The organism is Bacillus sp. FJAT-22090, from assembly GCF_001278755.1.
Taxonomy (GTDB): domain Bacteria; phylum Bacillota; class Bacilli; order Bacillales_A; family Planococcaceae; genus Psychrobacillus.
Window position 1 is genome coordinate 529,336 of record NZ_CP012601.1, and the last position, 21,916, is coordinate 551,251.

The following is a 21,916-nucleotide window of genomic DNA, read 5'->3' on the forward strand; positions in this document are numbered from 1 at the left end:
TCTCAGCTATATTAATCACCCCTTAATGTATACAGATGTATACGTTTTTTATTAATAAATTTTGGTACATATTTACTGGTATAAATTACTTATAAACTTTGTGTATTTAGCTAATTTATGGTATTAAATATATAATGGGGAAAATTTAAATAATTATACTTAGGAGGAGTACTTAGCCATTTGGTTTATCAAACAGATTTTCCTAGAGAAAGAACTAGACACTATCTTTAAGATAAAGAAATAATAAAGACTAAGAAGAAGTTGGTGAATATTATGGGTAAGGTTTCAATTATTATTCAGGATGAAAAATATACTACAGATGCAAGTCCTAGCTGGAACGGTTTTAACCATCAAGGAAGAATAGGAGTATTAGTCGTATTAACAATGATTAATAATTTAAAGTTATCATTAAATGCATGTAATTCTTATGAGTTGGAGCTTGAGTGGTTGGAGGATTTTTCTATAAAAAAAGATAATGATTACATCGCTATACATCAGGTTAAAACATACAATAAAACTGCACCAAGTGAATATAAAGAGGCAATTTGGCTTTTATTGGCTAAGGTTACTGATTTCCCTAATATTAAGAAATGTTATTTGCATTCAACTAGTAAAATTAGTAACTTAAAGGATCTCGAAACACGCCTTTACGAATATAAGCCTCCAAAAAAAGAAACAAAGCGGTCAGAAAATGAAGAGGATAATGAAAAAGATAAGAATAAAAAAGAGGACAATAAAAAATATTGGACACCTAGACAATGTCATGATTATGTAAAAAGTACAGGGAAATACAAAGAAGTTTTCGCGAAATTTGAAGTATATAAATATGAAGATGACTGTCAACATTGCAACATGGATGAAGTTGAAGACAAAATAAAAAATCAACTGTCAATCTTTTATAAAGATAATATAAAAACTCCAGAACATTTAAATCGAGCATACCTACATTTGCTCGGGTTAGTAGACAAGCACATTAGGGATAGGCATATTAATGTTCAGGCAGGTCATAAAAGTGAGAAAGCTACTATTAATTTTCAAAAAATATATGAGATAATTATCGCAAATTATGAACTTCCAAGTAAAGAATATATTACTTACCAACTAAGAGAAAGATTTACAAAACTAACTAACGAATACTTTGCTGATTTAATTCTTGAGGTAGAGGATGAGATTATAGATAGAAAAAGCATAATGAACGTTAATAGAGTAATAAATTCTGTATTAAAGTTAGATGAAGAAGAATTTATAAAATTTTGCATGAAGATTACACCGAACCATGAAGTGAATGATGAAAATCCTGATAGCCTTCTAAATGCTTTGTCTACATTAATTTCTGAAACACATATGAATGATGGATTTTTGGAAATTTTAAAACGAATACAAAATCAAATAGATGTTGGTAAATTCACATTTATTAAGTTAGGGCCAGAAAAGTTAAATGTTTCGTATCTTCCAACTACCATTATTGATACATATCATAAGCAAAGAACTGGGAGAATTATAGAAAAAATTTTGAAAAATTCAAATGATGATTCATTGCTTGAGATTGACGTAATGATAACAAAAAATATTAATTTACCAAGGCTAAAGCCTGAAAAGATTAATAGTGATATTCCTGATCATGAAATTGATAGTGAAGTTGATGTCCATACCGAAATTTATCATAACCGAATCTCTAAAATTAAAAATATCAGAATGTTAGATATAGAGAATGCGAAAGGAGAAATTGATGAATGAAAGAAGTTATAAAAAAAATTTTTAATGATTATAATTTTGAGGAACGGGAACTTCCTTTGCTTTCTGAAAACTTTTTATTTGCTGTTAATCTTAGTGAAGACTGTCTTAATTTTTATCTAGTATTGTTTATAGATAACATTGATAAAGACTTTCTTGAGATACAAGTTTCGGAATATTATAGCGCTATTAAAGGGTTAGAGACAGGCTATGACGAGAGAATGGATAAAAATTTATCCATGTTAGTGTGTTTACGAAACGACGATGTGACACTAAAAGAGGAATTGGTAAAAAAAGTTTTCGAAATTGAAGAGGATCCGTATTACTTTAAAAAATATGTATTAACATATAAAGAAGAACAATATCAAGAACTACTAAAATATTTTCAGGAAAATAATATAAAAGAATCAAGAACCATATTAAATAATATTGTCAATAATATTGAACTTTTTAGCTTATATAAGAAGGAACCTAATGATTACAGTAATAGTCTATTTAACCTTTGTTCGAAATTATTAATTAAACTTCCATTTATCGTTTTTGAGAGAGACGAGAAGCAGATGGAAAATTTAACAGAGGTAATTAAAAAAGAATTAAATAAAGAGGATTTGCTAAATTATTCAAACAGATGGCTGAAACTTGAAGAAAAAGATGGAGTTTATAACATTCATGATATTCTTGAAGTGATATTAGAGGGTGAAAAAAATGAGTTATAAAATTGGAAAGATTTTGATTGAAAATTTTAAACATGTTGAAAAAGCTGAGTTAGATTTCTCTAAAAAAGACTTAATTGTTTTTGACGGACCAAATGGTTTTGGAAAAACTACTATGTTTGATGCTATTGAGCTTGTTGTAAGTGGAAGAATTTCTAGAATAACAAATACAACCGATAATAGGCATGGATATAAAGATTTACTTTTTACAAACCAAGATAATAAAGATACAGTAATTAGAATAGAGTTCTATAATAAAGAAAAACAAAAATTTACAGTTGTTAAGAGATTTGATCATACAACTTCTCGAAGAGCTGCCGAACGCAGACCTGATAATTGGGATTTGTTCGAATTATATTTATTAGATAATTTTGATAGTCCTCTCTTGCCAGAATACAGGATTGATTCAGAAAAAATTTACTCTAAATTGGGTTTGAATAATTTAAGTCGTTATTTTAGTTTGTTTTATTATATACAACAAGAAGAAAATACCTATTTTCTTAGAAAATCAGGAAAAGATCGTATGGCTGAAATATCGCATCTTTTTGATACGTATAATGAACAACAAGAATTGGAGAAAATAAGTAAATTAAAAAATGAATTAGATAGAGAGCAGAGAAAAATTAGTGGAGATAATGGCGATCTGTCTGTAAAACAACAATTGTTAGATACATTGACAAAAGGAATTAAAGATGTTCAAAAAGAAGAACTAGTTGAAGTAAATTATTTTCGACTATTACAAGGGGACTCTCCACTAAAAGAGTGGGACAAAAAAGAAATAACTGTTCAAAAGGATACGAAGGATCTGTATATAAAAGATTTACGTCAACTTTATGATTTTGTACAACACTTCGATGAGTTCTTAAAGTCTCAAGTAAATAGAGTTATCCAAAATTATATAGAGAATAAAATATTGTTAAGGGATACTATAGTGAGCTCAAATTTTTTAAGTAAATATGATGAGATAAAAGAATTAAAAAACAAAGAAAAGAAACTTCGTAATATAAAGAAAATACTCACTAAAGATAATCTACAAAATCATATAAAATCATTTCCTTTTAAAGATTTAGAGCAAGTTGTTGAAAGCAATGTAGACGTAAATGCTATTAAGGGAAAGTTGGAATTATTGGAAAGTTATAAACAAAATTCAACTAATCTCTCATCTATTATACAAGAACTAAACATTACTAGAGATAAGCTAATGGAGCATTTCAATAAAACACATCAATTTGGAATAGGTGATCAAGAATGTCCACTTTGCGGACATGATTGGGTTAATTATGAAAAATTATTATTAAGTGTTCAATCTAAAAGGGAAGCTTTTCAAAGATATTATGATGACTCTTCAAATAAATTTGAACAAGAGCTAAATTCCTTGTTTATTGAACATTTGGATTCAATAAATCTGTGGATTGATGAATATGTAAATGAAAGTAAGAATATTATAAATGATGATTTTTATGAACAATTAACAAAAAGTATTAATAGGAAGCAAAGTACTATAAAATTTACAGAATGGTGTTCGGAGAACAATATTGATATAACGATATTTGCCAACTCAAAGCTGAATTTTGTAGATGACTTAGAGGAGAAGTTAGAAGGATTAGAAAAATATTTATTAAAACAAAAGCAACCTGTTAAACCTGGGTATACAGAATTTGATGAAAAATCATTAGCATTTGATTCTTTGTATCAAGAACTATTTCAGGGGGATGAGGAACAAATCAGAAAAATTACACTTGAGAATATTATAAATAAAGCTAATTATATAAATTATCAATACTATCATAGAAATTCTGAATCTATAACTAAATTAACTAGTGAAATTGACGAGTTGAAAACTAGATTAGAAACTGTTAAATTAGGAATTACAAAAATCAGAAGAATAATAGAAATATACAACCAACGTATTAGACAACATTGGCAAAAAATTCTACTAGATGTTGAAGTACCTTTTTATATTTATAGTGGTAAAATACTTCAGGATTATCAAAGGGGACTAGGGCTCTTTATTAAAGAAAGTGAAGGAGATGGAGCTAAAAGTATTAAATTCGTTTCTAATTCAAGTTCCGATCACGATGCTGTAAATTATCTATCTTCAGGACAGTTATCTGGATTAGTTATAGCGTTCACTCTAGCGTTAAATAAAGTTTACGGTAATAAAACAATGGACATTTTGTTAATTGATGATCCTGTGCAAACAATGGATGAAATAAATATGGTTTCTTTTGTAGAGTTATTACGTAATGAATTTCGAAATAAACAAATATTTTTATCTACACATGAAGATGACACTTCTCGTTATATGAGATATAAATTTAGAAAATATAACTTGGAAACGTTACGTTTGAATGTTAAGGACAGACTTTATTTAGTTTCCCAAAATAAAACGAATTTAGATGAATAAAACTGAGGTCATAATTTTTTCTTTAATTGAGTGGATAAATGGTAAAACTGAACATCAAATCGATGTTCAGTTTTTACTATTAATTTATTTTTTGAATATCGCATAAAAGCAAGAAAATCCGGAACAACGACACTAGCAGAGCTTATTTTAGTCATTGGTAATAGACTGAAATAGGTTATAGGGTGTTTGCCCTAAAAGGTTTCTCTTACTCTTTTCTACAGGGGTGTGGATGGATTGTTGGAGTACTTGAAGATAACTTTTCTTTTCATGTTCGTTCCAGCTGTCAATATAGTCTGGGTTATAAGCTACATTTTCACTATATGCAGGAATAAGATTGTTCAATAATTGGATTTTCTCTTCAGAATTTAGGCTTAACAACTGTTCTAGGAATTCACTGTAAGTATTAGAATCCTCTTTTAACCAGCTAAATAATACGATTGTTCGATTGTTCTGGGGAAAGACATTAACCATCAATAGCTTCATCCCATTTTTAAAGTCAGCTAACTGGTTTACTCTTTTCCCTTTAAGATCGTATTCTAGAAAGAAACCTGAGCAAACAGCTAATCTAGCAGCACACTCGAGTTCAAACGAAACGGTCTCAACTACAACATTTTATCGTGAAATCCACAAAATCCAGTAAAAGTAGTCGCGACTTTTCTCCCGAGAGGCTTTAATCTCAATCGAAAGGAATGTCTGGTCGTTGATTTGTTGCGGTTAGTATTGTCATAGTGTTCATATCCTCCGGTTTATCGGAACATAAAAAGCGCCCTCCACCGTATTTAGTACGGTGCAAGACGCTTGAAGGCGACTCTGAATCTGCAGTATTTCCGTTATAACGGTTGAAATAATGTTTTATATCGTATAGAATAACGATAAACATAAAGTTATAATTAAGTTATAATGAGAATACTTGCTAATTCGCACCGTGGGGTAAGCACGGAAGTAAATGAGTATAAAAGGACGGCAATCCATTTATAGTCATGCGGGTGTTTTTCATATACTAAGTACTTTTTTAGCATTGAAGTGCTTGAGATTCTATTTGAGGTTTCCGTTTTACGCTTATGTAATTTAAAAGAGATTTTTGTTTTTAATCGAATTCTCATAATATACTAATTTTCCATTAACTAGCTTCAATACGGTTCACATACTATTTGAAGAGGAGAGGGAGATGTTAAATGAAGAATAATTTTTTCATCTATATAAATCATTCTGAAGAAACTAATATTCCGCTGGATTATAAATATTGGTTTTTTTTAATAGATTATTTTATAAAATCTGCAGACTTTATAGAATTTCATATATGGAATGATGAAGTAGAAATTATTGAAGAATTAAGTTTGAAAACGGATCTGGAAAGGGTTAGTTTATATCCTATTAAAATGGTCTGTTTTCGAGGCGATATACATCAAAAATTAACTGACTATATTTTAAATGAGAGTTTAAATCAACTTGGGAATATAAAATGGTTCTCCGTTTTTTTGAAACAAAATGGTAATTTAATATATGAATCATCACATTGGGGTTCTGAAATTAATATAGAGAGTCCTGATAAAAATGAAATTGAAATAATTAAAAATGTATTGCCAAAGAATGCAACGTTTCATGATTTCAATAAAAAACAGAGTGATTATTAATCACTCTGTTTTTTATTGAATATTTTAAGCAGGTACTAGATCAATTCTTGTACCTGGCCACACACTCCAAGCAATAGTTACTATACCTACTACTATACCTATTTGTACTATATTATTTTCCACATAGGTTACCAATAAGTTTTCAAGCGTAGCCCGAAGTTCATCAATAGCTGCACTCTTATCTAAAACACCATGACAATTTTTATACTCTCTTTTCTTTGTTTCATCATAAATATACCAACATACATTTGTCCCACTTGTATAGGCTGTTATAGCGAAATTCCTTGTATCTACACCATTCTTTTTAATTATAAGATTGGTATGTGGATGAGTCCCAATATTACCTACCACTCCACTGTGTATATTTAACCATCTGAATTCAAATATTCCAGCAGGAATAGTCGAGAATACACCAGCCTGATTTCCGTGAAAAGGTTGTACTTCCATTAAATTGTTTTCAACTGTTATGCCATCTAAAATCGTTTCATTTGGAATTAAGTTATTAATCGTTGTTTCATTTAACTCATTTTCAGAGCTAGATATTTCATTAGCTGATGCAAATGGCGTTAAAATTTGGGAAAATAATAATAATGCTACAACTACTACTAAACTTTTAAATAAGTTATTTTTCATATTCTTCAACTCCTTTTTTTTATAATTTAATCCAAAAAAATACAAAAAACAACCTTTTATTCAAAGATGGTAATATTATCCTACTCAGAATATAGTTATTGGTTAGATTTAATCTGTAGATGATACTTTAGGCATTTATGAAACAGATCTAGCTACCTGTATGAATAAAACCATAAGCTCATAACGATTCTTACCGAAATCTTTTAATTTTAAAATAGAATTTGATTTTCTTGAAGGAGGATATTTGGTTTGTAGATAACTTTTTTCAAATAGTGATTTAACTGTTCTTCTATCTTTGTAATAGTAATATTCAACCTCTATTTTTTCATTAATATATTTACTTTCGCTTAAAAATACAAAAAAGTTTGTGAGTGCACCCTCATACAATTTAATCGTGTTTCTTGATAAACCTTTTCTTGATAGGTAAGAAATATATTTACTACCATGATATAGATTCAGGTTCTTTAAACCTGTAATTGATAGCTGCATAAACAGTTTGTCTTTTTTATCTATAGATTTAAGGATAAAATTTAGAAAGCGACATACCACTCGAGCTGGTACTAATTGTGAGTTCAATGATTTGCCATGATATGCATATTTTACAGTTATAAACTCTGTAATAGGGTGAGGTACTTGAAGATTTGTTTTTTGGTCATGGATCATTATCGATATAACTTTATTATTGCTTTCAACCTCTCTGATTTCTTTTGCTATAAACTTGTAAGATTTACTTAACTCCATATGATTAACCTACCTTAAATGTTGTTATTTATATATTAACTTTTAATAATATATATTGCTAAATTTAGCCTTTATAAATTTAATCTGGGCGAAATAGTTAAACACTGTAGTTTCAATGGATAGGTGATGAAAAATGTTACTTATAATTGTTAATGCCTATAAGTATACCTATAAGCGCACATAACCATCGGATTATGTTTATGTTAGACTTTAATTTCACTCCATGTTATTATGGTAACACCTAAAAAAATTAGGTGTTACCTAAAATGTGAGGTGTCATATGGAACGCTTTAAGTTGATAGATAATACTGTTAAATCAAACAATCCAATGTTAGATATAGAAAAAATAAGGATGTATCAAGCAAAAATTTTGGGAGAATGGGAAAGGCAGCAACTGGTAAAAGGGTTTACAATCCAAACCGTTGCATTAAATTTAAGAAATATTACTGAGTTTTTGTCATTATCAAATAAATTCTTTTGGGAAATTACTTCTGATGATGTAGAAAATTTTTATTTATCATTAGTTGGTAAAGGATTAGCGCATAGTACTAGAAGAAAGTATCAATCTAATATTTCTACATTCTATAATTTTTTAAGTAACAGAAAGGCTCTTGAAATTTTTAATGTTTTAGGGGTTACGATTCCAGATGTTTTAGATGATTTTAATAAATTTTATCATCGTAAAGATGATAATGATATTAGAGTTGTACCACCAAAAAAAATAATTTTAGATGCATTTTTCGATGGTATGAAAAATGAAATGAAGCAAGGTAGAAAATATTATACTGTAGCAAGAGACTATGTGTTTTTTAAAGTACTAATGTTATCAGGATTAAGAATATTTGAATTGACTAAAGTTGATATAAATGATTTGAGATTTGATTTGGGTGAAAAGGGGAAAATTCACGTTAGGTTTGGAAAAGGGAGTAGAGGGTCAGGCTATAAGCCTCGTTGGGTTCCTATGTTAAATGATGTAGATCTTTTATTGAAATGGTATTTAGATGAAATACTTCCTAGTTTTCAAAAAGAAAATGTAGACAAAACTGCGGCATTTTTATCTGAAAGTGGACATAGAGTTTCTCGTGATACAATGAGGTCAAATTTAAACAGAAGACAAAAAAGTATAGGAATTCCTGAAGAAGAATTGTTTTCTGCACATCAATTAAGACATGCATTTGCTACCTATCAGTCAGAATTAGGCGTAGATTTATTAACCATGAGCAAATTATTAGGTCATGCGAATGTATCTACAACTGCTGGCTATTTAGAACCTAGTAGTACTCATTTAGAGAGGCGTATAAGAGTTAGTCAACAAAATTGGCGTAAACAATTGGATGATTGGGAAGAAGGTGAATAAACTTGGCTTTTGAGTGGAGATTACGAAAGATAATGGCTGAAAATGATATATGGTCGGGAGCGGAACTCGCTAGAAGAATGGAAGAAATAACAGGATACAAACTTTCAGCACCTTCAATAGCAGCATTAATAAATGAACCTCCAAAACAAGTTAAGATGGCAACGCTTGATGCATTGTGTTCGGCGCTTAATTGTAGCCCCAATGATTTATTAGCGCATAAACCTACGGTTATTGTATCTAAAGAAACAAATAACGGAAATGAAATTCAAACTATGAAGGTTTCAAATGGAGTTGAACGTCAATTACCACCGATTTAAAAGGAGATAAAAATGTATACAAGCTGTCCTATCTGTGGTCAAAAGGTATCGGAAAAAACTGTAAAATTAACAGGGGCATGTAATGAGTGTGATAGTAAACGCAGATTAAATACTTATTTAAAAGATTCTTATTATAGAGTTTCAAAGGCTAAAAGTGAATTTACAGCAAATTTATTAATCGACTTTATTTTATTTATAAAAAATAGTTCATGGAAATATGGACAACTAAACAGAATGGCAATTGACTTTTTAAAAGTTTTACAAGGGTATGAAGGAAAACAACCTCTTATAGAATCTGATATAGTTAATGATTATTTTTCAAAAAGTTCAATCAAGTCTCCTACGGCTATTTATACAATAAAAGTGTTTTTATATTCAAAAAACTTAATTGTTTTTGATGAAATATCAAATGAAAATTCATTTTACCCTGAGGATATTCGACCTGAAAGAAGATTGAATCAAGATGTTTTAGAGTATTTCTATTCCGAAAATAAATGTCATGATTGTGGCGCAAATCTAACGGAAAAATCTCAACATAATTACTGTTATGATTGTATAGCGTTCAGGAGTATTTATAATAGGTCGCAATTTGATTATTTAAACAATACATTTACTAATGAATCAATTAAAGGTTTATATATTAATTATGTCCATTACATGTTTAGCTTAAATAGAAAAGTACAAACATACGCAGACATTTTAAGTAATTCGGAAAAATTCTTTGTATTTTTACAAGATTATATTCCAGATGGATTACAAATGTATCCTTTTACAGTTAGAGAACATGAACAGACACAAAAATATAAATTGGTTCATGGAAACAAGTATTTTAATATACTACTTTCAGAAGAGTGGTTGTATGATTTTGAAAAGGAGTTTTCATCTAAGAATAAGTTCAAGGATATTTTTTTATTCTATTTAGAAAGTCTAGGAATATTAAAACAAAGACCAGTAGATGAAAAAATAAAGATTCTACAGAAAGTGAATCAATTTGAAAGTTCATTACAACAGCCTATATTAAAATTGATTGAATTTGAGTCTCAAAAGATAGAGAATTTAAATAAAAAAAATGCATCTTTAACAAAGAGTTGGACAACTATATATAAAAATATTGATGAAATAAAGGTTTTTTATTATTATTTAAAAAAAGATTATATTGTTTCAAGCTGGGCAGAAGTTACGGAAGATATGGTTAATAAATATCTTTTAGGTATGGATTTTACGAATGGTCAAATTAGAAAAAGAACATTATTTAATTTTTTCACGTTCTTGAAAAAGCATGGATTCGTTTTTGTCGTTCCTATTGAACAATTCGTAGCAAGAGATAGTATGATTGAAGTTGCACCATTGTCTTTAAAACAACATAAAGCAATTTTTAAGGCGATTGAGTATGGAAGTGGAAATTTAGTCGTAGAGAGATTTTTGTCATCTCTAGTGTACTTTTATGGGCTTACAACTAGTCAAATTAAATCATTAGAGTTAGAGGATATTAATTTAGATGTAAAATGTATTTACATTAATGGAAAGCCACCCGCTTACCTAAGTGATTCGGATTTAATACTATTAAAAAAGGTCTTAACTAGTCGTGAAGAAATGTTAGGTAGAAAAAAATCAAATAAGTTATTTCCAGCGTTTAAATCAATAAAGGATATTTCAATTTCTAATCAATCAATTTGTAAAAAAGTAAAACAGGTAACAAGATATTCACCAAAAAGTTTACGTATCGCAGCATTTCAATATTGTTCAGCTAAATTTGGTTCACAGTATTTACAAGAGTGCTTCGGCTTATCTTTAACTCAAAGTGCTAGATATGCAAGAATAGGTGAAGAATTATTAGAATTACAAGTTCTAGATGATATAAAATAGCCGAAAACAAAAAATAATTCCTTCGATCTTATATCGAAGGAGTTTTTGTTTTTATTGATATAGAGTTAAAATAAAGTTTGATTATTTTTACCTGTGTTGCTCTACAATTGCGCCTTTAATTGAATAACATCATTACTAACGCACTCGTTAGTCGAAATTTTATTTTCTATACTCACTTTTTGGCTTATGATTTTCATCATAGTGAGGTAGGACTTTAACAAAAACTAAAGTTTAAAGAATTTATTTGTTTGTCTTTTACGGCTAATAATAGTGATATCAAATTTAATTTAGTATTTGATTTCTATGTTAACTTATCTGCATTTCAAAAGGTAATTTAATTGTAGCCAGTATACATCTCATCATAGAACTGTATTCGTGTTTTTCTTTTGTATATTCAATTAAATCCTGATAAATTATTTTTTGAAACTCTTTATCATAAGTATTTAAATATAAATTTATTAATGGTTGAATTTTTTTAATGTACTCGGTTCTTCTTTCCAATAATTCTACCCTATCTAACTTTAACTGTTTTACAGTCATTAAAGCTCTATCACTTCTCGCAGAAGGATAGGGTCCGAGAAATATTATTTCTTCTTCAGGTTTATCTATATATGGGTTAATTAAAGATAAGTTTTCATTGTAATACTGTCCCTTATTCTGATTGCACTTACCACAGGAAATTGTTAAATTAATCCATTCAAAGGTTTTTTTCGGAACCCTCTTTTTGGGTTCTATATGTTCAATATCACCGTAGTCTATACCTGTTATAACACTCTCACAGTATGCACATTTTTCTTTCGTTTCTTCAAGAAGAGTTTTCTTTATTTCTTTATGAGCATATCTCCCTTGAATATTTTTAGGAATATCTTTTCCACTATTAACATAAGTCATTAATTCATCTTTCCATTCTTCTCCCTTTTGAACAAGAATGTCAGGCTTCTCTAATTTTTTTAGTCGTATCATTTACATGTTGCCCCCTTGTAGAAGACCAAGAGCCTGTGGCATATGTTCGTTAAGACCTACTTCTTTTAAATCATTCTTCAATTGTACATAAGATTCGGGTGTTAGCTCAACTCCCCTGTATCTGTCTATTATGCTGTTAACCTTTTCTTCAATCCAAATAGGTAAAGTTACCGGTACTCCTAAGACATCTCTTAATATCTCCATAGCATTAGCTGCTTTATATTCAAAGTCAAGTTTATGACTATCCACTTTGTTATTTTCGTTGTATTTAAAAGCGTATACTGTAGATTCGATTACTGAGCTAATTATAAAAGGACTGTGCGTGGTAACTATAAATTGTACTTCAGGAAATGCCTCTAAAAGTTTAGGAAGCAGGTTTCTTTGCATAGAAGGGTGCAAGTGGTTTTCCACTTCATCTATGAGTGCAACAAATTTATTACTCTCCATATCACCAAACATATATAATTGCCATGCTAAATCAATAATAGCGCCAATTCCTCCTGATACAGAGTCTAGCAAAAACTCTCCTGTGTTAGTTAAAAGTAAGAGCTCACCGTCTTTAATATTGATGTCGTTAAAACCTAAGGTTTCGGGCAATAATACCCTAAGGATTTTAACAAAGTCTCTAAATAGTTTATAAGCTTCTGTATTACTAGTTACATGATCGTTACCTTTTCCAAACACAGCTAAGGACATAAGAGTTGATTTCATATGAAGGGTTGGACTATCTTCATTAGGGTTATAATAGCTACCAGGAATTGCTCTTTTCTTTAATGATTCTGCATATAAAATATAGGCTTCTGTCTGAGATGCTGGCTTAACTGGGATTGACTTTAAAGCTGTATATGTAAAAGGAAGTCGATGTGATGGTATGCTTACCCCTTTGAGTGCCTCTGGTGTATCGTAAGAACTGAAGTTTACGGAATAAGAAGCTTGAGATGCTTGTTTTGGAACAAGAAGTTTGTAGCCACCGTTTTCTGTTTCTAATTTACCGATATTAATACCATTACCATTAACTTTTTGATAGTCCTCCTTAAAGGATTCTAATAGTCTATCTAAACTAATCCCAGATAAAAAAGGAGAATTAACTTTTTGTGAAGTAGCTGGTACACCCGTTTCAGCATAACTCCAGCCAATTAACCTACTAATTAATCTTATTATTGTACTTTTTCCAGAACCATTAGCACCAGTAATGATAGTCAATCTAGGGTGAAGTTCAAGATCTATTCGCTCGAACTGATTCCAATCTTCTATTACCAGCTTTTTTATCATATAAATTCCTCCACTCTTGCATAGTATTCTTTATTTTAAATAATCGTATATTATTTGAACCAATCCATTTTTTTATCAAACTACAATTAAAAAGATTTTTCATATTTATTGAAAAGCTCTTGTGCCATCTGTGAAAAAAGCAAACCTAGTTGAACAATTTGATTTTTAGTAAAAAACCCTTCAGCAACAGAAATTATTTGAGTTGAGTATTGTCCTAAAAATGATTTTTCAACTGTTAGTTCTTCAAGGTCATCTTTAAATAGGTCATAATCATTAGCATACATTCGACATATTGAAATACGACCGAGATGATTAAAAATCATACCTAAGGCAGAAATAAATGTATTTAAAGTATCAGGAAACTTGGCATCAGTAATAAGATTACGAACTCCATTTTTACAAGTTAAAATATAATCAAGTATAGTTGTTTCTCCAAAAATAGTTTTTATATGGTCATTAAGTGAGAATGATAATTTTTCAAAAGTTGATTCCGCACCTAATAGTTTCAATAATTCTATTTGCGAGGCGTGATACTCTGTGTATCCACGATTAGAAAAATAAAGTAGAGAATTTTTTTCGGAGTAAGTTATTACATCATACATATGAGTAAATTCGTGAAATAATATATGGTCTTTTTCCCCTAAAGTTATATCTTTAGTGATAGTTAGAGTGTGTGTGTCGGTTTTTACGTTGTAGTTATGGGCTGCAATAACTGCTATGTCTGTTTGAACTGTTTCTTCTTGATTAATAATAAGCTCGAACTGTGGAACTTTTTCGATATCCATAAATCTCTTGTAAGAAAGTAATTTTTCGTTAATGTAATTTTCGATAACAACGCTATTTTTATTCACTCTATTCCTCCTGTATCATGAAGTATTAAAACAATATAGTTACAATATGGCAATTAAATGAAATACAATTATCATCATCGCTTGTTTAGATAATAGTAACATGTTTATTCATGAGCCCCTCCCTGTAATGGAATTTTATACTAATAACATTTATATATCAATTGTGTTATCGTTAAGACGTTTCTGCAAATGAATAATGTTCAATTAATATAAGAACATACCCAAATCAAACTTAACCATTTCCACCCTTCTGGCAATCCATCTCCATCCTCAGAAGATATTGACGTTACAAAGAGATTGCTAGAGGCTGGACAGATTATCGGTATCGAATTACTTGATCATGTTATTATAGGTGATCATCAATTTATTAGTTTAAAAGAAAAGGGGTACATGTGACACTGTGCATTTTCCTTTCTTTCCGTTATAATGGGAGTTATGACTTTGAATCATTTAAATGAAACTTGCGTTAGATGGAAAGGGAGTAAAAAATAGTGTTTGGATTTGGATCTAGAGATGTAGGGATTGATTTAGGAACAGCGAATACGCTTGTTTTTATTAAAGGGAAGGGTATTGTGTTAAGAGAGCCTTCTGTAGTTGCTAAAAATGTACAAAATGGTGCAATTGTTGCAGTTGGAAATGATGCGAAAAATATGATCGGCCGTACACCGGGCTCAATCGTAGCTATACGTCCAATGAAAGATGGGGTAATCGCAGATTTTGATACAACTTCTGCGATGATAGAATATTATTTGAAAAATGCTATGAAAGCATCTGGTATGTCTTGGAGCAAACCGAATGTGATGATATGTGTGCCTTATGGTATTACTTCTGTGGAACAACGTGCAGTAATAGATGCTGCTAAACAAGCAGGAGCTCGTGATGCATTAACGATTGAAGAACCTTTTGCAGCTGCAATAGGATCCAACTTACCTGTATGGGAACCTACTGGAAGTATGGTCGTTGATATAGGTGGAGGTACGACGGAAGTAGCTGTAATTTCACTTGGTGGTATTGTGACGAGTGAGTCTGTTCGAGTTGGTGGCGATGCAATGGACCAGGCGATTACTAGTTATGTCCGTAAAACGTATAACCTAACGATTGGTGAGCGTACTGCGGAAGCGATAAAAATCGAAATAGGATCTGCTAGAGTCACAACAGAGGAAGATACGATGGATATTCGTGGACGAGACCTCGTAACAGGCTTACCTAAAACGATTGATATCTCTTCAAAAGAAATTTCCAACGCACTTCGTGAATCGATTGCGGCTATTATCGATGGAGTGAAGAAAACACTTGAACAAACACCTCCAGAATTATCTGCTGACGTAATGGAGCGTGGTATTATGCTTACAGGTGGTGGAGCACTACTTAAAAATTTAGATAAAGTAATTAGTGAACAGACCAATATGCCTGTATTTATTGCGGAAAATCCTTTAGATTGTGTTGCTATTGGTACTGGTAAAGCACTTGATCATATGGGATTATTAAAACGTCAACAAACGAAATAATAAGGGGAAGTGAGCCATGCCACAATTTTTTTCAAATAAGCGATTAATATTGCTGCTTGTAGGGATGATATTTCTTGTGGCACTCATCAGCTTTTCTTTGCGCGATCGGAATCATGCATCAATGCCAGAACAACTTATTAAAGATGTGGTCGGCCTTGGACAATCCTTTTTTTCCAAGCCGACTCAGTATGTTACTGGTGTTTTTAATAATGTAGAATCACTACTTAATACATATGATGAAAACAAACGATTGAAAGCAAGATTAGAGGATTATGCCTCCTTACAAGCAGAAGTCAATGATTTAGAAAATGAAAATCAGAAGTTACGAGATATTGTTGATAAAGAAGAGGATCTTCGAGCTTATAATCCAATTCAAGCAACTGCTATCGCTAGAAATCCGGACCAATGGGAAGAAAAGATTATTATTGATAGAGGAGAATTACATGGAATAGAAGTGAACATGGCTGTTATGACTTCTCAAGGATTAATTGGGAAAGTTATTTTAACTACACCATACACCTCTACTGTTGAACTTTTATCTACTCAAAATCCAAACTACCGAGTGTCCGCAGTTATATCAGATAAAGAAGAGATTTTTGGATTAATAGAAGGCTATGATGAAAAGCGAAAAGAGCTTATTTTGAAGCGAATAGATTCTGATTTTGATGTGAAAAAAGGTCAAAAAGTTACAACTTCTGGACTTGGTGGAATCTTTCCAAAGGGTATATTAATCGGAGAAGTGACTGAAGTGACGACAGACGATTATGGATTGACAAAACTAGCGTATATTAAACCAGCAGCCAACTTTTCTATTTTAGACCACGTGATTATTTCTAAGCGTTCAATGTCTACAATTGATGGAACGGATGGAGAAAATACCGAGAGGGATTTAACAGAAGGCGCAGGGGACGGCTCATGATTCGTTTTTTAGTTATTATCATTTCGGTTCTATTATTTTATATGGAACCGATTTTTGGACTTTTCTCACCAATAGAAATAAATGAGGATTTCTTTGTTTTGGTTCCTCGCTTCTTAATCATGTACTTAATTTTTGTATCCATATATTATGACCGAAAACGTGCCATGTTATTTGGATTGTTTTTTGGACTCTTGTACGATGTCTTTTTCATTGATATTATTGGATTATATTCTTTTATTTATCCATTAATGTGTTTAGTTGCTAGTTTAGTTGTAAAATATGTTCATCAGCATTTATTGGTGGCTACAGTTTTAACGCTAATTCTAGTAGCGGTTGTAGAGTTATTATTGTTTTTCTTTTATACTTTTATCGGTATAAAAAGTATGACATTTGTAGATTTTTATAAATTTAATCTTCTCCCAACAATGATTGCTAATTTTGTTTTCCTAGCAATGTTCGGGTGGGGGTTTAAATACATTCTTCTAAATCGGTTTAATCAAAAGGCGTTATTAATGCAAAAATAAAGCTTTTCGGTAGACAGTGGATCTGAGGTGACTTGATTGACAAAAAAGCAGTTAATATCGATTAAAGGAACGAAAGAGGGCCTTGTATTACGGCTAGACGATCAGTGTTCATATGCAGAGCTTTTAGAAGAGTTAGCCAAAAAGGTTTCGGATGAAGGTTTTGAAGGTCAAGCTGAAGTGCTTTTACAACTTGGAAATCGTTATTGCAACGACGAACAGGCCAAAGAAATTATTAACTGTGTAGAACAAACAGAACATCTTCGAGTTACGAAGATTCAAAGTGAAGTAATGACTGTAGAAGAATGCAATAAAAAATTGCTAGAAAATCAGTCAGAAACTTATGTAGGTATAGTAAGGTCTGGTCAGGTAATTACTGCTTTAGGTGACTTAGTGGTAATTGGTGACGTTAATCCCAACGGAAGAGTAGTTGCTGGTGGGAATGTCTTTGTATTAGGTAGACTAAAAGGAATTGCACATGCTGGCTCTAATGGTAAAAGAGATGCTGTCATTGCAGCATCTTGGTTAGAGGCCACGCATTTAATAATTGATAATGTAGTAGAAACGATGACAGACGAGTTAAGTGTTTTATCGGAGCAACCAGAAATGGAATGTGCTTATTTACATACAAATGGATCAATAGCAATAGATCGCTTACAAGAACTTAGATTAATAAGACCGAATCTATCGACATTTAAAGGAGGAAGCTAATGTGGGAGAAGCAATCGTAATAACTTCTGGTAAAGGTGGGGTAGGTAAAACAACTACAACTGCAAACCTTGGAACTGCATTGGCTCTTCAAGGGAAAAAAGTTTGTTTAATGGATACAGATATCGGTTTGAGAAATTTAGACGTTGTGCTTGGACTTGAAAATAGAATTATTTATGATTTAGTAGATGTTGTGGAAGGCCGTTGCAAAATTCATCAGGCGTTAGTGAAAGACAAACGTTTTGAGGATAAATTATATTTATTGCCAGCTGCCCAAACAACTGATAAAAATGCAGTAACACCTGAGCAGATGAAAGAACTCGTAACGGAATTGAAACGAGATTACGAATATGTATTAATTGATTGCCCTGCTGGTATTGAACAAGGATATAAAAATGCAATAGCTGGTGCTGACAAAGCAATAGTTGTCACAACACCTGAGATTTCTGCAGTCCGTGACGCAGATCGAATCATCGGTTTATTAGAACAGGAGGAATCGATTGATCCACCTAAGCTAATTATTAACCGCATCCGTCAACATTTAATGACGAAAGGTGAAGCACTCGATATTAATGAAATAACTACGCATTTATCTATTGATTTATTAGGAATTGTAGCAGATGATGAAAGTGTTATCACTTCTTCCAATAAAGGGGAACCAGTTGTAATGGATCCATCAAATAGAGCGGCATTAGGTTACCGTAATATTGCCCGCCGTATCCTTGGGGAGTCTGTACCTTTGATGTCTATGGACATGCCTAAAAAAGGTGTTATGTCTAAACTAAAATCTATATTTTCTAAATAATATTCGACCGGCTTCCAAATAATTTGGAAGTCGGTTTTATTTTGTTCATGAATTTGTCCTAGCCGTCATACATTCCTACTAGGGGGAATGTTATGCTATCGAGAAAAAAATGGATGCTCGCATTTGTATTTGTCATACTATTTTTTGCGTTATCTAAATTTGAAAAGAGTGATGTACTATCAACCAATTACTCTACTACACTACTGGAACCACAAAAGCCAAGTGAAGTTTATAAAAAAATAATGACTTGGGTAAATCAACCGGATGAAGTAATAAGTGTTAGTTCACCTGTTACAACTCCTCCATTAATTGAATATAAATCAATTCAACCTTTTGAAGAGGGAGCTATTTTATCTATTAATGATTCTCAAGAGCTCTTTGCTGCGGAAAATGGCTTAATCATATTTACAGGTTATACAAAAAAGACAGGAAAGACCCTTTCTATTTTGTATGATACTGGAGAAACTGCGACATTTGGTTTTTTAGAAGAGTTCAATCAATTACCTTATACTACGATTAATACTGGAGATATTTTTGCAACTGTTGCTAGCAATTTGCTATATGTTAAAGTAGAACAAGATGGGGAGATACTAGATACAACCGAACTAGTGGAATGGCTATCACCTGAAGATGAATAAAAAAATGTATAGAGTACATCCCATTATGATACCTTTTTTTATATTTTTTTATTTATCAGGAGAAGTTGCTGTGTATTCCATCGTATTTGGTTCATTACTATTTCATGAGCTTGGTCATTTATTGGCGGCAAAGCTCATTGGGGCAAGAGTTATTTCGTGCACCATATTACCTTACGGTGGGGAAATCAGAATTGAGCAGTTTTCCAGATTAAAAAAAACGCAGCAATTATTAATTGTGATTTCTGGTCCATTATTTACATTATTGTTGTTAGCTTTTACTACTTTTATTGATATTCCACAAAAAAATATTATCGTTCTAACACAAATTTTAATATTATTTCTTAATTTACTTCCTATTTTTCCTTTGGATGGTGGACGAGTCTTATATATATTTAACCCAAACAAATATAATGATATTGTTGGATTCTCTTTGGGATTAAGCTTTTTGATCTTCTGTGCAAGCTTGTATTGCTTTCCTAGGTTACTATCCGTCAGTATTATCTTCTTGTACTTGTTTATTCTAAACATTTCCTTTTGGAGATTTAGAAAGTACAAGCTAGCATTTGATAATATAACGAGAAGTGCTTGACGTAGCTTAGGAGATGTAGTAATATTTAAATGTTATTGTTTGTAGCAGCACCCGTTGCTACAACCGCTCTGAAAAGGTTTAAGTGTTCGAGCAATCGAATCACCTTTTATAAGGCGAGTCTTAGTCTAAGAGGAGGTGCAGGTATGTACGCAATTATTGAAACAGGTGGAAAACAAATCAAAGTTGAACAAGGGCAAGAAATCTACATTGAAAAATTAGATGTAACTGCTGATGATGTTGTAACTTTTGACAAAGTTTTATTCGTAGGTGGAAATGATGTTAAAGTTGGTGCTCCATTCGTGGAAGGTGCTAAAGTTACAGCGAAAGTTGTAAAAAACGGCAAAGCTAAAAAAATCATCGTTTTCAAATACAAAGCGAAAAAGAATTATCGTAAAAAACAAGGTCACCGTCAACCATACACAAAATTAGTAGTAGAATCTATTAGTTTATAAGATGATTAAAGTGACTGTTACAAAAGATCAATCAGGTCTTATTCATTCATTTGAAATGAAAGGACATGCTGATTTTGCCGAACATGGGAAAGATTTAGTTTGTGCAGGTGCTTCTGCTGTATCATTTGGTGCAGTGAATGCTGTCATCTCTCTTACTGAAATCACACCTATTATTAAGCAAAAGGGTGACGGAGGCTACTTATATGTCGAAGTGCCAAGTATATCGAATCCTGAAAAAGCTGCAAATATACAGCTAATTCTTGAAGCGATGATTGTATCTTTACAAACGATTGAACAAGACTATGGTAAGTATATAAAAATAACCTTCAAAAAGTAGGAGGTGGAACATATGTTGAAATTAAATCTTCAGTTTTTCGCATCCAAAAAAGGGGTAGGTTCGACTCGTAATGGTCGTGACTCTCAAGCGAAACGTCTAGGTGCTAAACGTGCTGACGGACAATTCGTATCAGGAGGATCTATTTTATATCGCCAACGCGGTACTAAAATTCACCCTGGTGAAAACGTTGGACGTGGAGGAGACGACACACTTTTTGCTAAAGTTGACGGTGTAGTACGCTTTGAGCGTTTCGGTCGCGACAAGAAAAAAGTAAGTGTATATCCTGTAGCTCAAGAAGCTTAATCAAAAAATAAAAGGACTGCATTTTGCAGTCCTTTTTCTTTTCTCTTGAGAAAAATTAAATATTACCTGTTATACTAAATAAGGAAAGCTTACTTACGGAGCGTGTATACAATGGAGTCTAAACAAAAAACTATTAATGAAGTATTGCGTCATACAATGCATGATTATTTAAATAATTTGCATTTAATTCAGATGAACTTAGATATGGGAAGATATGATGAAGCAAAAAATCTTATACGAACGTATTCATTAAAGTGCACTCAATTTTTCGACGTGAATAATACAGGTTTACTTCTTACAAATGAGTGGTTACAAACGTTTAGTTTAGCTTACAATAAAATAACATTGGAATTTGGAACCTCCATTCAAAAAGTAGGGGCAGGACATTACGATGAACCTGTAAAGAATTATTTAGAGCGATTTGTACAGACGATATATCCATTGCTTAAGGGCTATCAAGAACAGACACTAAATGTCTACATACTTACAGCTGATGTATTAGAGGTACAAGTAGAACTGAAGGGTGAATGGTCTACCTATACATGGGTTGATGAATGTTTGAATGGTTTAATGGATGTGGAGAAAGAAATAAATTCAGATTCCCATATTAAATTTAAATTAATCGCAAGAGAAAGATTGGAGTGAATT

The 21,916-nt window shown here is 31.5% G+C and carries 25 protein-coding genes and 1 other annotated feature; of the genes, 19 read left to right on the top strand and 6 right to left on the bottom strand.

Going from position 1 to position 21,916, the window contains the following annotated elements:
• Positions 1 to 273 precede the first annotated feature (273 nt).
• The 3 genes from AM499_RS02695 to AM499_RS02705 are packed head-to-tail and all read left to right on the top strand — an operon-like array spanning position 274 to position 4,854.
• The gene (locus AM499_RS02695; protein ID WP_053588750.1) at positions 274 to 1,737 is read left to right on the top strand and encodes an ABC-three component system protein; all 1,464 of its coding nucleotides are present in this window, start codon (positions 274 to 276) and stop codon (positions 1,735 to 1,737) included.
• A complete protein-coding gene (locus AM499_RS02700; RefSeq protein WP_053588751.1) occupies positions 1,734 to 2,450 on the top strand; it encodes an ABC-three component system middle component 1 in 717 nt (238 codons plus the stop codon). The genes AM499_RS02695 and AM499_RS02700 overlap by 4 nt, the downstream gene beginning before the upstream one ends.
• The gene (locus AM499_RS02705; protein WP_053588752.1) at positions 2,440 to 4,854 is read left to right on the top strand and encodes an ATP-binding protein; all 2,415 of its coding nucleotides are present in this window, start codon (positions 2,440 to 2,442) and stop codon (positions 4,852 to 4,854) included. The genes AM499_RS02700 and AM499_RS02705 overlap by 11 nt, the downstream gene beginning before the upstream one ends.
• A 147-nt stretch (positions 4,855 to 5,001) precedes the next feature.
• Here AM499_RS02705 and AM499_RS02710 read toward each other — a convergent pair whose 3' ends face one another.
• Entirely contained in the window at positions 5,002 to 5,325 is a 324-nt protein-coding gene (locus AM499_RS02710) for a hypothetical protein (RefSeq protein WP_053588753.1), read from the bottom strand.
• 704 nt (positions 5,326 to 6,029) lie between these two features.
• On the opposite strand from AM499_RS02710, the gene AM499_RS02715 reads away from it, so the two are divergent.
• Entirely contained in the window at positions 6,030 to 6,488 is a 459-nt protein-coding gene (locus AM499_RS02715) for a hypothetical protein (RefSeq protein WP_053588754.1), read from the top strand.
• Positions 6,489 to 6,512: 24 nt separating this feature from the next.
• On the opposite strand, the gene AM499_RS02720 is transcribed toward AM499_RS02715, so the two are convergent.
• Both AM499_RS02720 and AM499_RS02725 read right to left on the bottom strand, forming a co-directional pair.
• The gene (locus AM499_RS02720) at positions 6,513 to 7,121 is read right to left on the bottom strand and encodes a hypothetical protein (protein ID WP_053588755.1); all 609 of its coding nucleotides are present in this window, start codon (positions 7,119 to 7,121) and stop codon (positions 6,513 to 6,515) included.
• Positions 7,122 to 7,256: 135 nt separating this feature from the next.
• Positions 7,257 to 7,862 (bottom strand): hypothetical protein, encoded by a 606-nt coding sequence (locus tag AM499_RS02725; RefSeq protein ID WP_197275588.1) that lies wholly within the window; start codon positions 7,860 to 7,862, stop codon positions 7,257 to 7,259.
• Between the two features lie 280 nt (positions 7,863 to 8,142).
• On the opposite strand from AM499_RS02725, the gene AM499_RS02730 reads away from it, so the two are divergent.
• Genes AM499_RS02730 through AM499_RS02740 form a run of 3 tightly spaced genes read left to right on the top strand, consistent with a single transcriptional unit; the run spans position 8,143 to position 11,402 of the window.
• Positions 8,143 to 9,219 carry a tyrosine-type recombinase/integrase gene (locus AM499_RS02730; RefSeq protein WP_053588756.1) on the top strand — a complete coding sequence of 359 codons (1,077 nt, stop codon included), beginning with the start codon at positions 8,143 to 8,145 and terminating at the stop codon, positions 9,217 to 9,219.
• A gap of 2 nt (positions 9,220 to 9,221) precedes the next feature.
• Positions 9,222 to 9,536: a helix-turn-helix domain-containing protein gene (locus AM499_RS02735; protein WP_331457291.1), complete on the top strand. Its 315-nt coding sequence runs from the start codon at positions 9,222 to 9,224 to the stop codon at positions 9,534 to 9,536.
• Between the two features lie 12 nt (positions 9,537 to 9,548).
• A complete protein-coding gene (locus AM499_RS02740) occupies positions 9,549 to 11,402 on the top strand; it encodes a site-specific integrase (RefSeq protein ID WP_053588757.1) in 1,854 nt (617 codons plus the stop codon).
• A 306-nt stretch (positions 11,403 to 11,708) separates the two neighbouring features.
• Here the strand turns inward: AM499_RS02740 and AM499_RS02745 are convergent, their stop codons facing one another.
• From AM499_RS02745 to AM499_RS02755, 3 genes are all read right to left on the bottom strand, one after another.
• Positions 11,709 to 12,365, bottom strand: coding sequence for an HNH endonuclease (locus AM499_RS02745; protein WP_053588758.1), 657 nt, complete (start codon positions 12,363 to 12,365; stop codon positions 11,709 to 11,711).
• Positions 12,366 to 13,637, bottom strand: coding sequence for an ATP-binding protein (locus tag AM499_RS02750; RefSeq protein WP_053588759.1), 1,272 nt, complete (start codon positions 13,635 to 13,637; stop codon positions 12,366 to 12,368).
• 86 nt (positions 13,638 to 13,723) lie between these two features.
• Positions 13,724 to 14,488 carry a hypothetical protein gene (locus AM499_RS02755; protein WP_053588760.1) on the bottom strand — a complete coding sequence of 255 codons (765 nt, stop codon included), beginning with the start codon at positions 14,486 to 14,488 and terminating at the stop codon, positions 13,724 to 13,726.
• Between the two features lie 225 nt (positions 14,489 to 14,713).
• Here AM499_RS02755 and AM499_RS21145 point away from each other — a divergent pair, with 225 nt between their 5' ends.
• The 12 genes from AM499_RS21145 to AM499_RS02810 all read left to right on the top strand — a co-directional run bounded on the left by AM499_RS21145 (position 14,714) and on the right by AM499_RS02810 (position 21,913).
• Complete coding sequence (locus AM499_RS21145; protein ID WP_082355157.1) at positions 14,714 to 14,884, top strand: JAB domain-containing protein; 171 nt, start codon at positions 14,714 to 14,716, stop codon at positions 14,882 to 14,884.
• A 95-nt stretch (positions 14,885 to 14,979) separates the two neighbouring features.
• On the top strand, positions 14,980 to 15,996 hold the full coding sequence (locus AM499_RS02760) for a rod shape-determining protein (RefSeq protein ID WP_053588761.1): 1,017 nt from the start codon (positions 14,980 to 14,982) through the stop codon (positions 15,994 to 15,996).
• Positions 15,997 to 16,012: 16 nt separating this feature from the next.
• Positions 16,013 to 16,915: a rod shape-determining protein MreC gene (mreC, locus tag AM499_RS02765; RefSeq protein ID WP_053588762.1), complete on the top strand. Its 903-nt coding sequence runs from the start codon at positions 16,013 to 16,015 to the stop codon at positions 16,913 to 16,915.
• Entirely contained in the window at positions 16,912 to 17,439 is a 528-nt protein-coding gene (mreD, locus tag AM499_RS02770) for a rod shape-determining protein MreD (protein WP_053588763.1), read from the top strand. The genes mreC and mreD overlap by 4 nt, the downstream gene beginning before the upstream one ends.
• 36 nt (positions 17,440 to 17,475) lie before the next feature.
• Positions 17,476 to 18,147: a septum site-determining protein MinC gene (gene minC / locus AM499_RS02775; protein ID WP_053588764.1), complete on the top strand. Its 672-nt coding sequence runs from the start codon at positions 17,476 to 17,478 to the stop codon at positions 18,145 to 18,147.
• 1 nt (position 18,148) lies between these two features.
• Positions 18,149 to 18,949, top strand: coding sequence for a septum site-determining protein MinD (gene minD / locus AM499_RS02780; protein ID WP_053588765.1), 801 nt, complete (start codon positions 18,149 to 18,151; stop codon positions 18,947 to 18,949).
• Between the two features lie 92 nt (positions 18,950 to 19,041).
• The gene (locus AM499_RS02785) at positions 19,042 to 19,587 is read left to right on the top strand and encodes a hypothetical protein (RefSeq protein ID WP_053588766.1); all 546 of its coding nucleotides are present in this window, start codon (positions 19,042 to 19,044) and stop codon (positions 19,585 to 19,587) included.
• A 70-nt stretch (positions 19,588 to 19,657) separates the two neighbouring features.
• Positions 19,658 to 20,176: a M50 family metallopeptidase gene (locus AM499_RS02790; protein ID WP_053588767.1), complete on the top strand. Its 519-nt coding sequence runs from the start codon at positions 19,658 to 19,660 to the stop codon at positions 20,174 to 20,176.
• A gap of 51 nt (positions 20,177 to 20,227) precedes the next feature.
• Positions 20,228 to 20,307 (top strand) — a sequence feature (ribosomal protein L21 leader region).
• A gap of 12 nt (positions 20,308 to 20,319) precedes the next feature.
• Positions 20,320 to 20,628, top strand: a complete 309-nt coding sequence (gene rplU / locus AM499_RS02795; RefSeq protein ID WP_053588768.1) for a 50S ribosomal protein L21 — start codon at positions 20,320 to 20,322, stop codon at positions 20,626 to 20,628.
• Position 20,629: 1 nt separating this feature from the next.
• Positions 20,630 to 20,965: a ribosomal-processing cysteine protease Prp gene (locus AM499_RS02800; protein ID WP_053588769.1), complete on the top strand. Its 336-nt coding sequence runs from the start codon at positions 20,630 to 20,632 to the stop codon at positions 20,963 to 20,965.
• A 12-nt stretch (positions 20,966 to 20,977) separates the two neighbouring features.
• Positions 20,978 to 21,268, top strand: coding sequence for a 50S ribosomal protein L27 (gene rpmA / locus AM499_RS02805; protein WP_053588770.1), 291 nt, complete (start codon positions 20,978 to 20,980; stop codon positions 21,266 to 21,268).
• A gap of 111 nt (positions 21,269 to 21,379) precedes the next feature.
• Positions 21,380 to 21,913: a Spo0B domain-containing protein gene (locus AM499_RS02810; protein ID WP_053588771.1), complete on the top strand. Its 534-nt coding sequence runs from the start codon at positions 21,380 to 21,382 to the stop codon at positions 21,911 to 21,913.
• Positions 21,914 to 21,916: the final 3 nt, after the last annotated feature.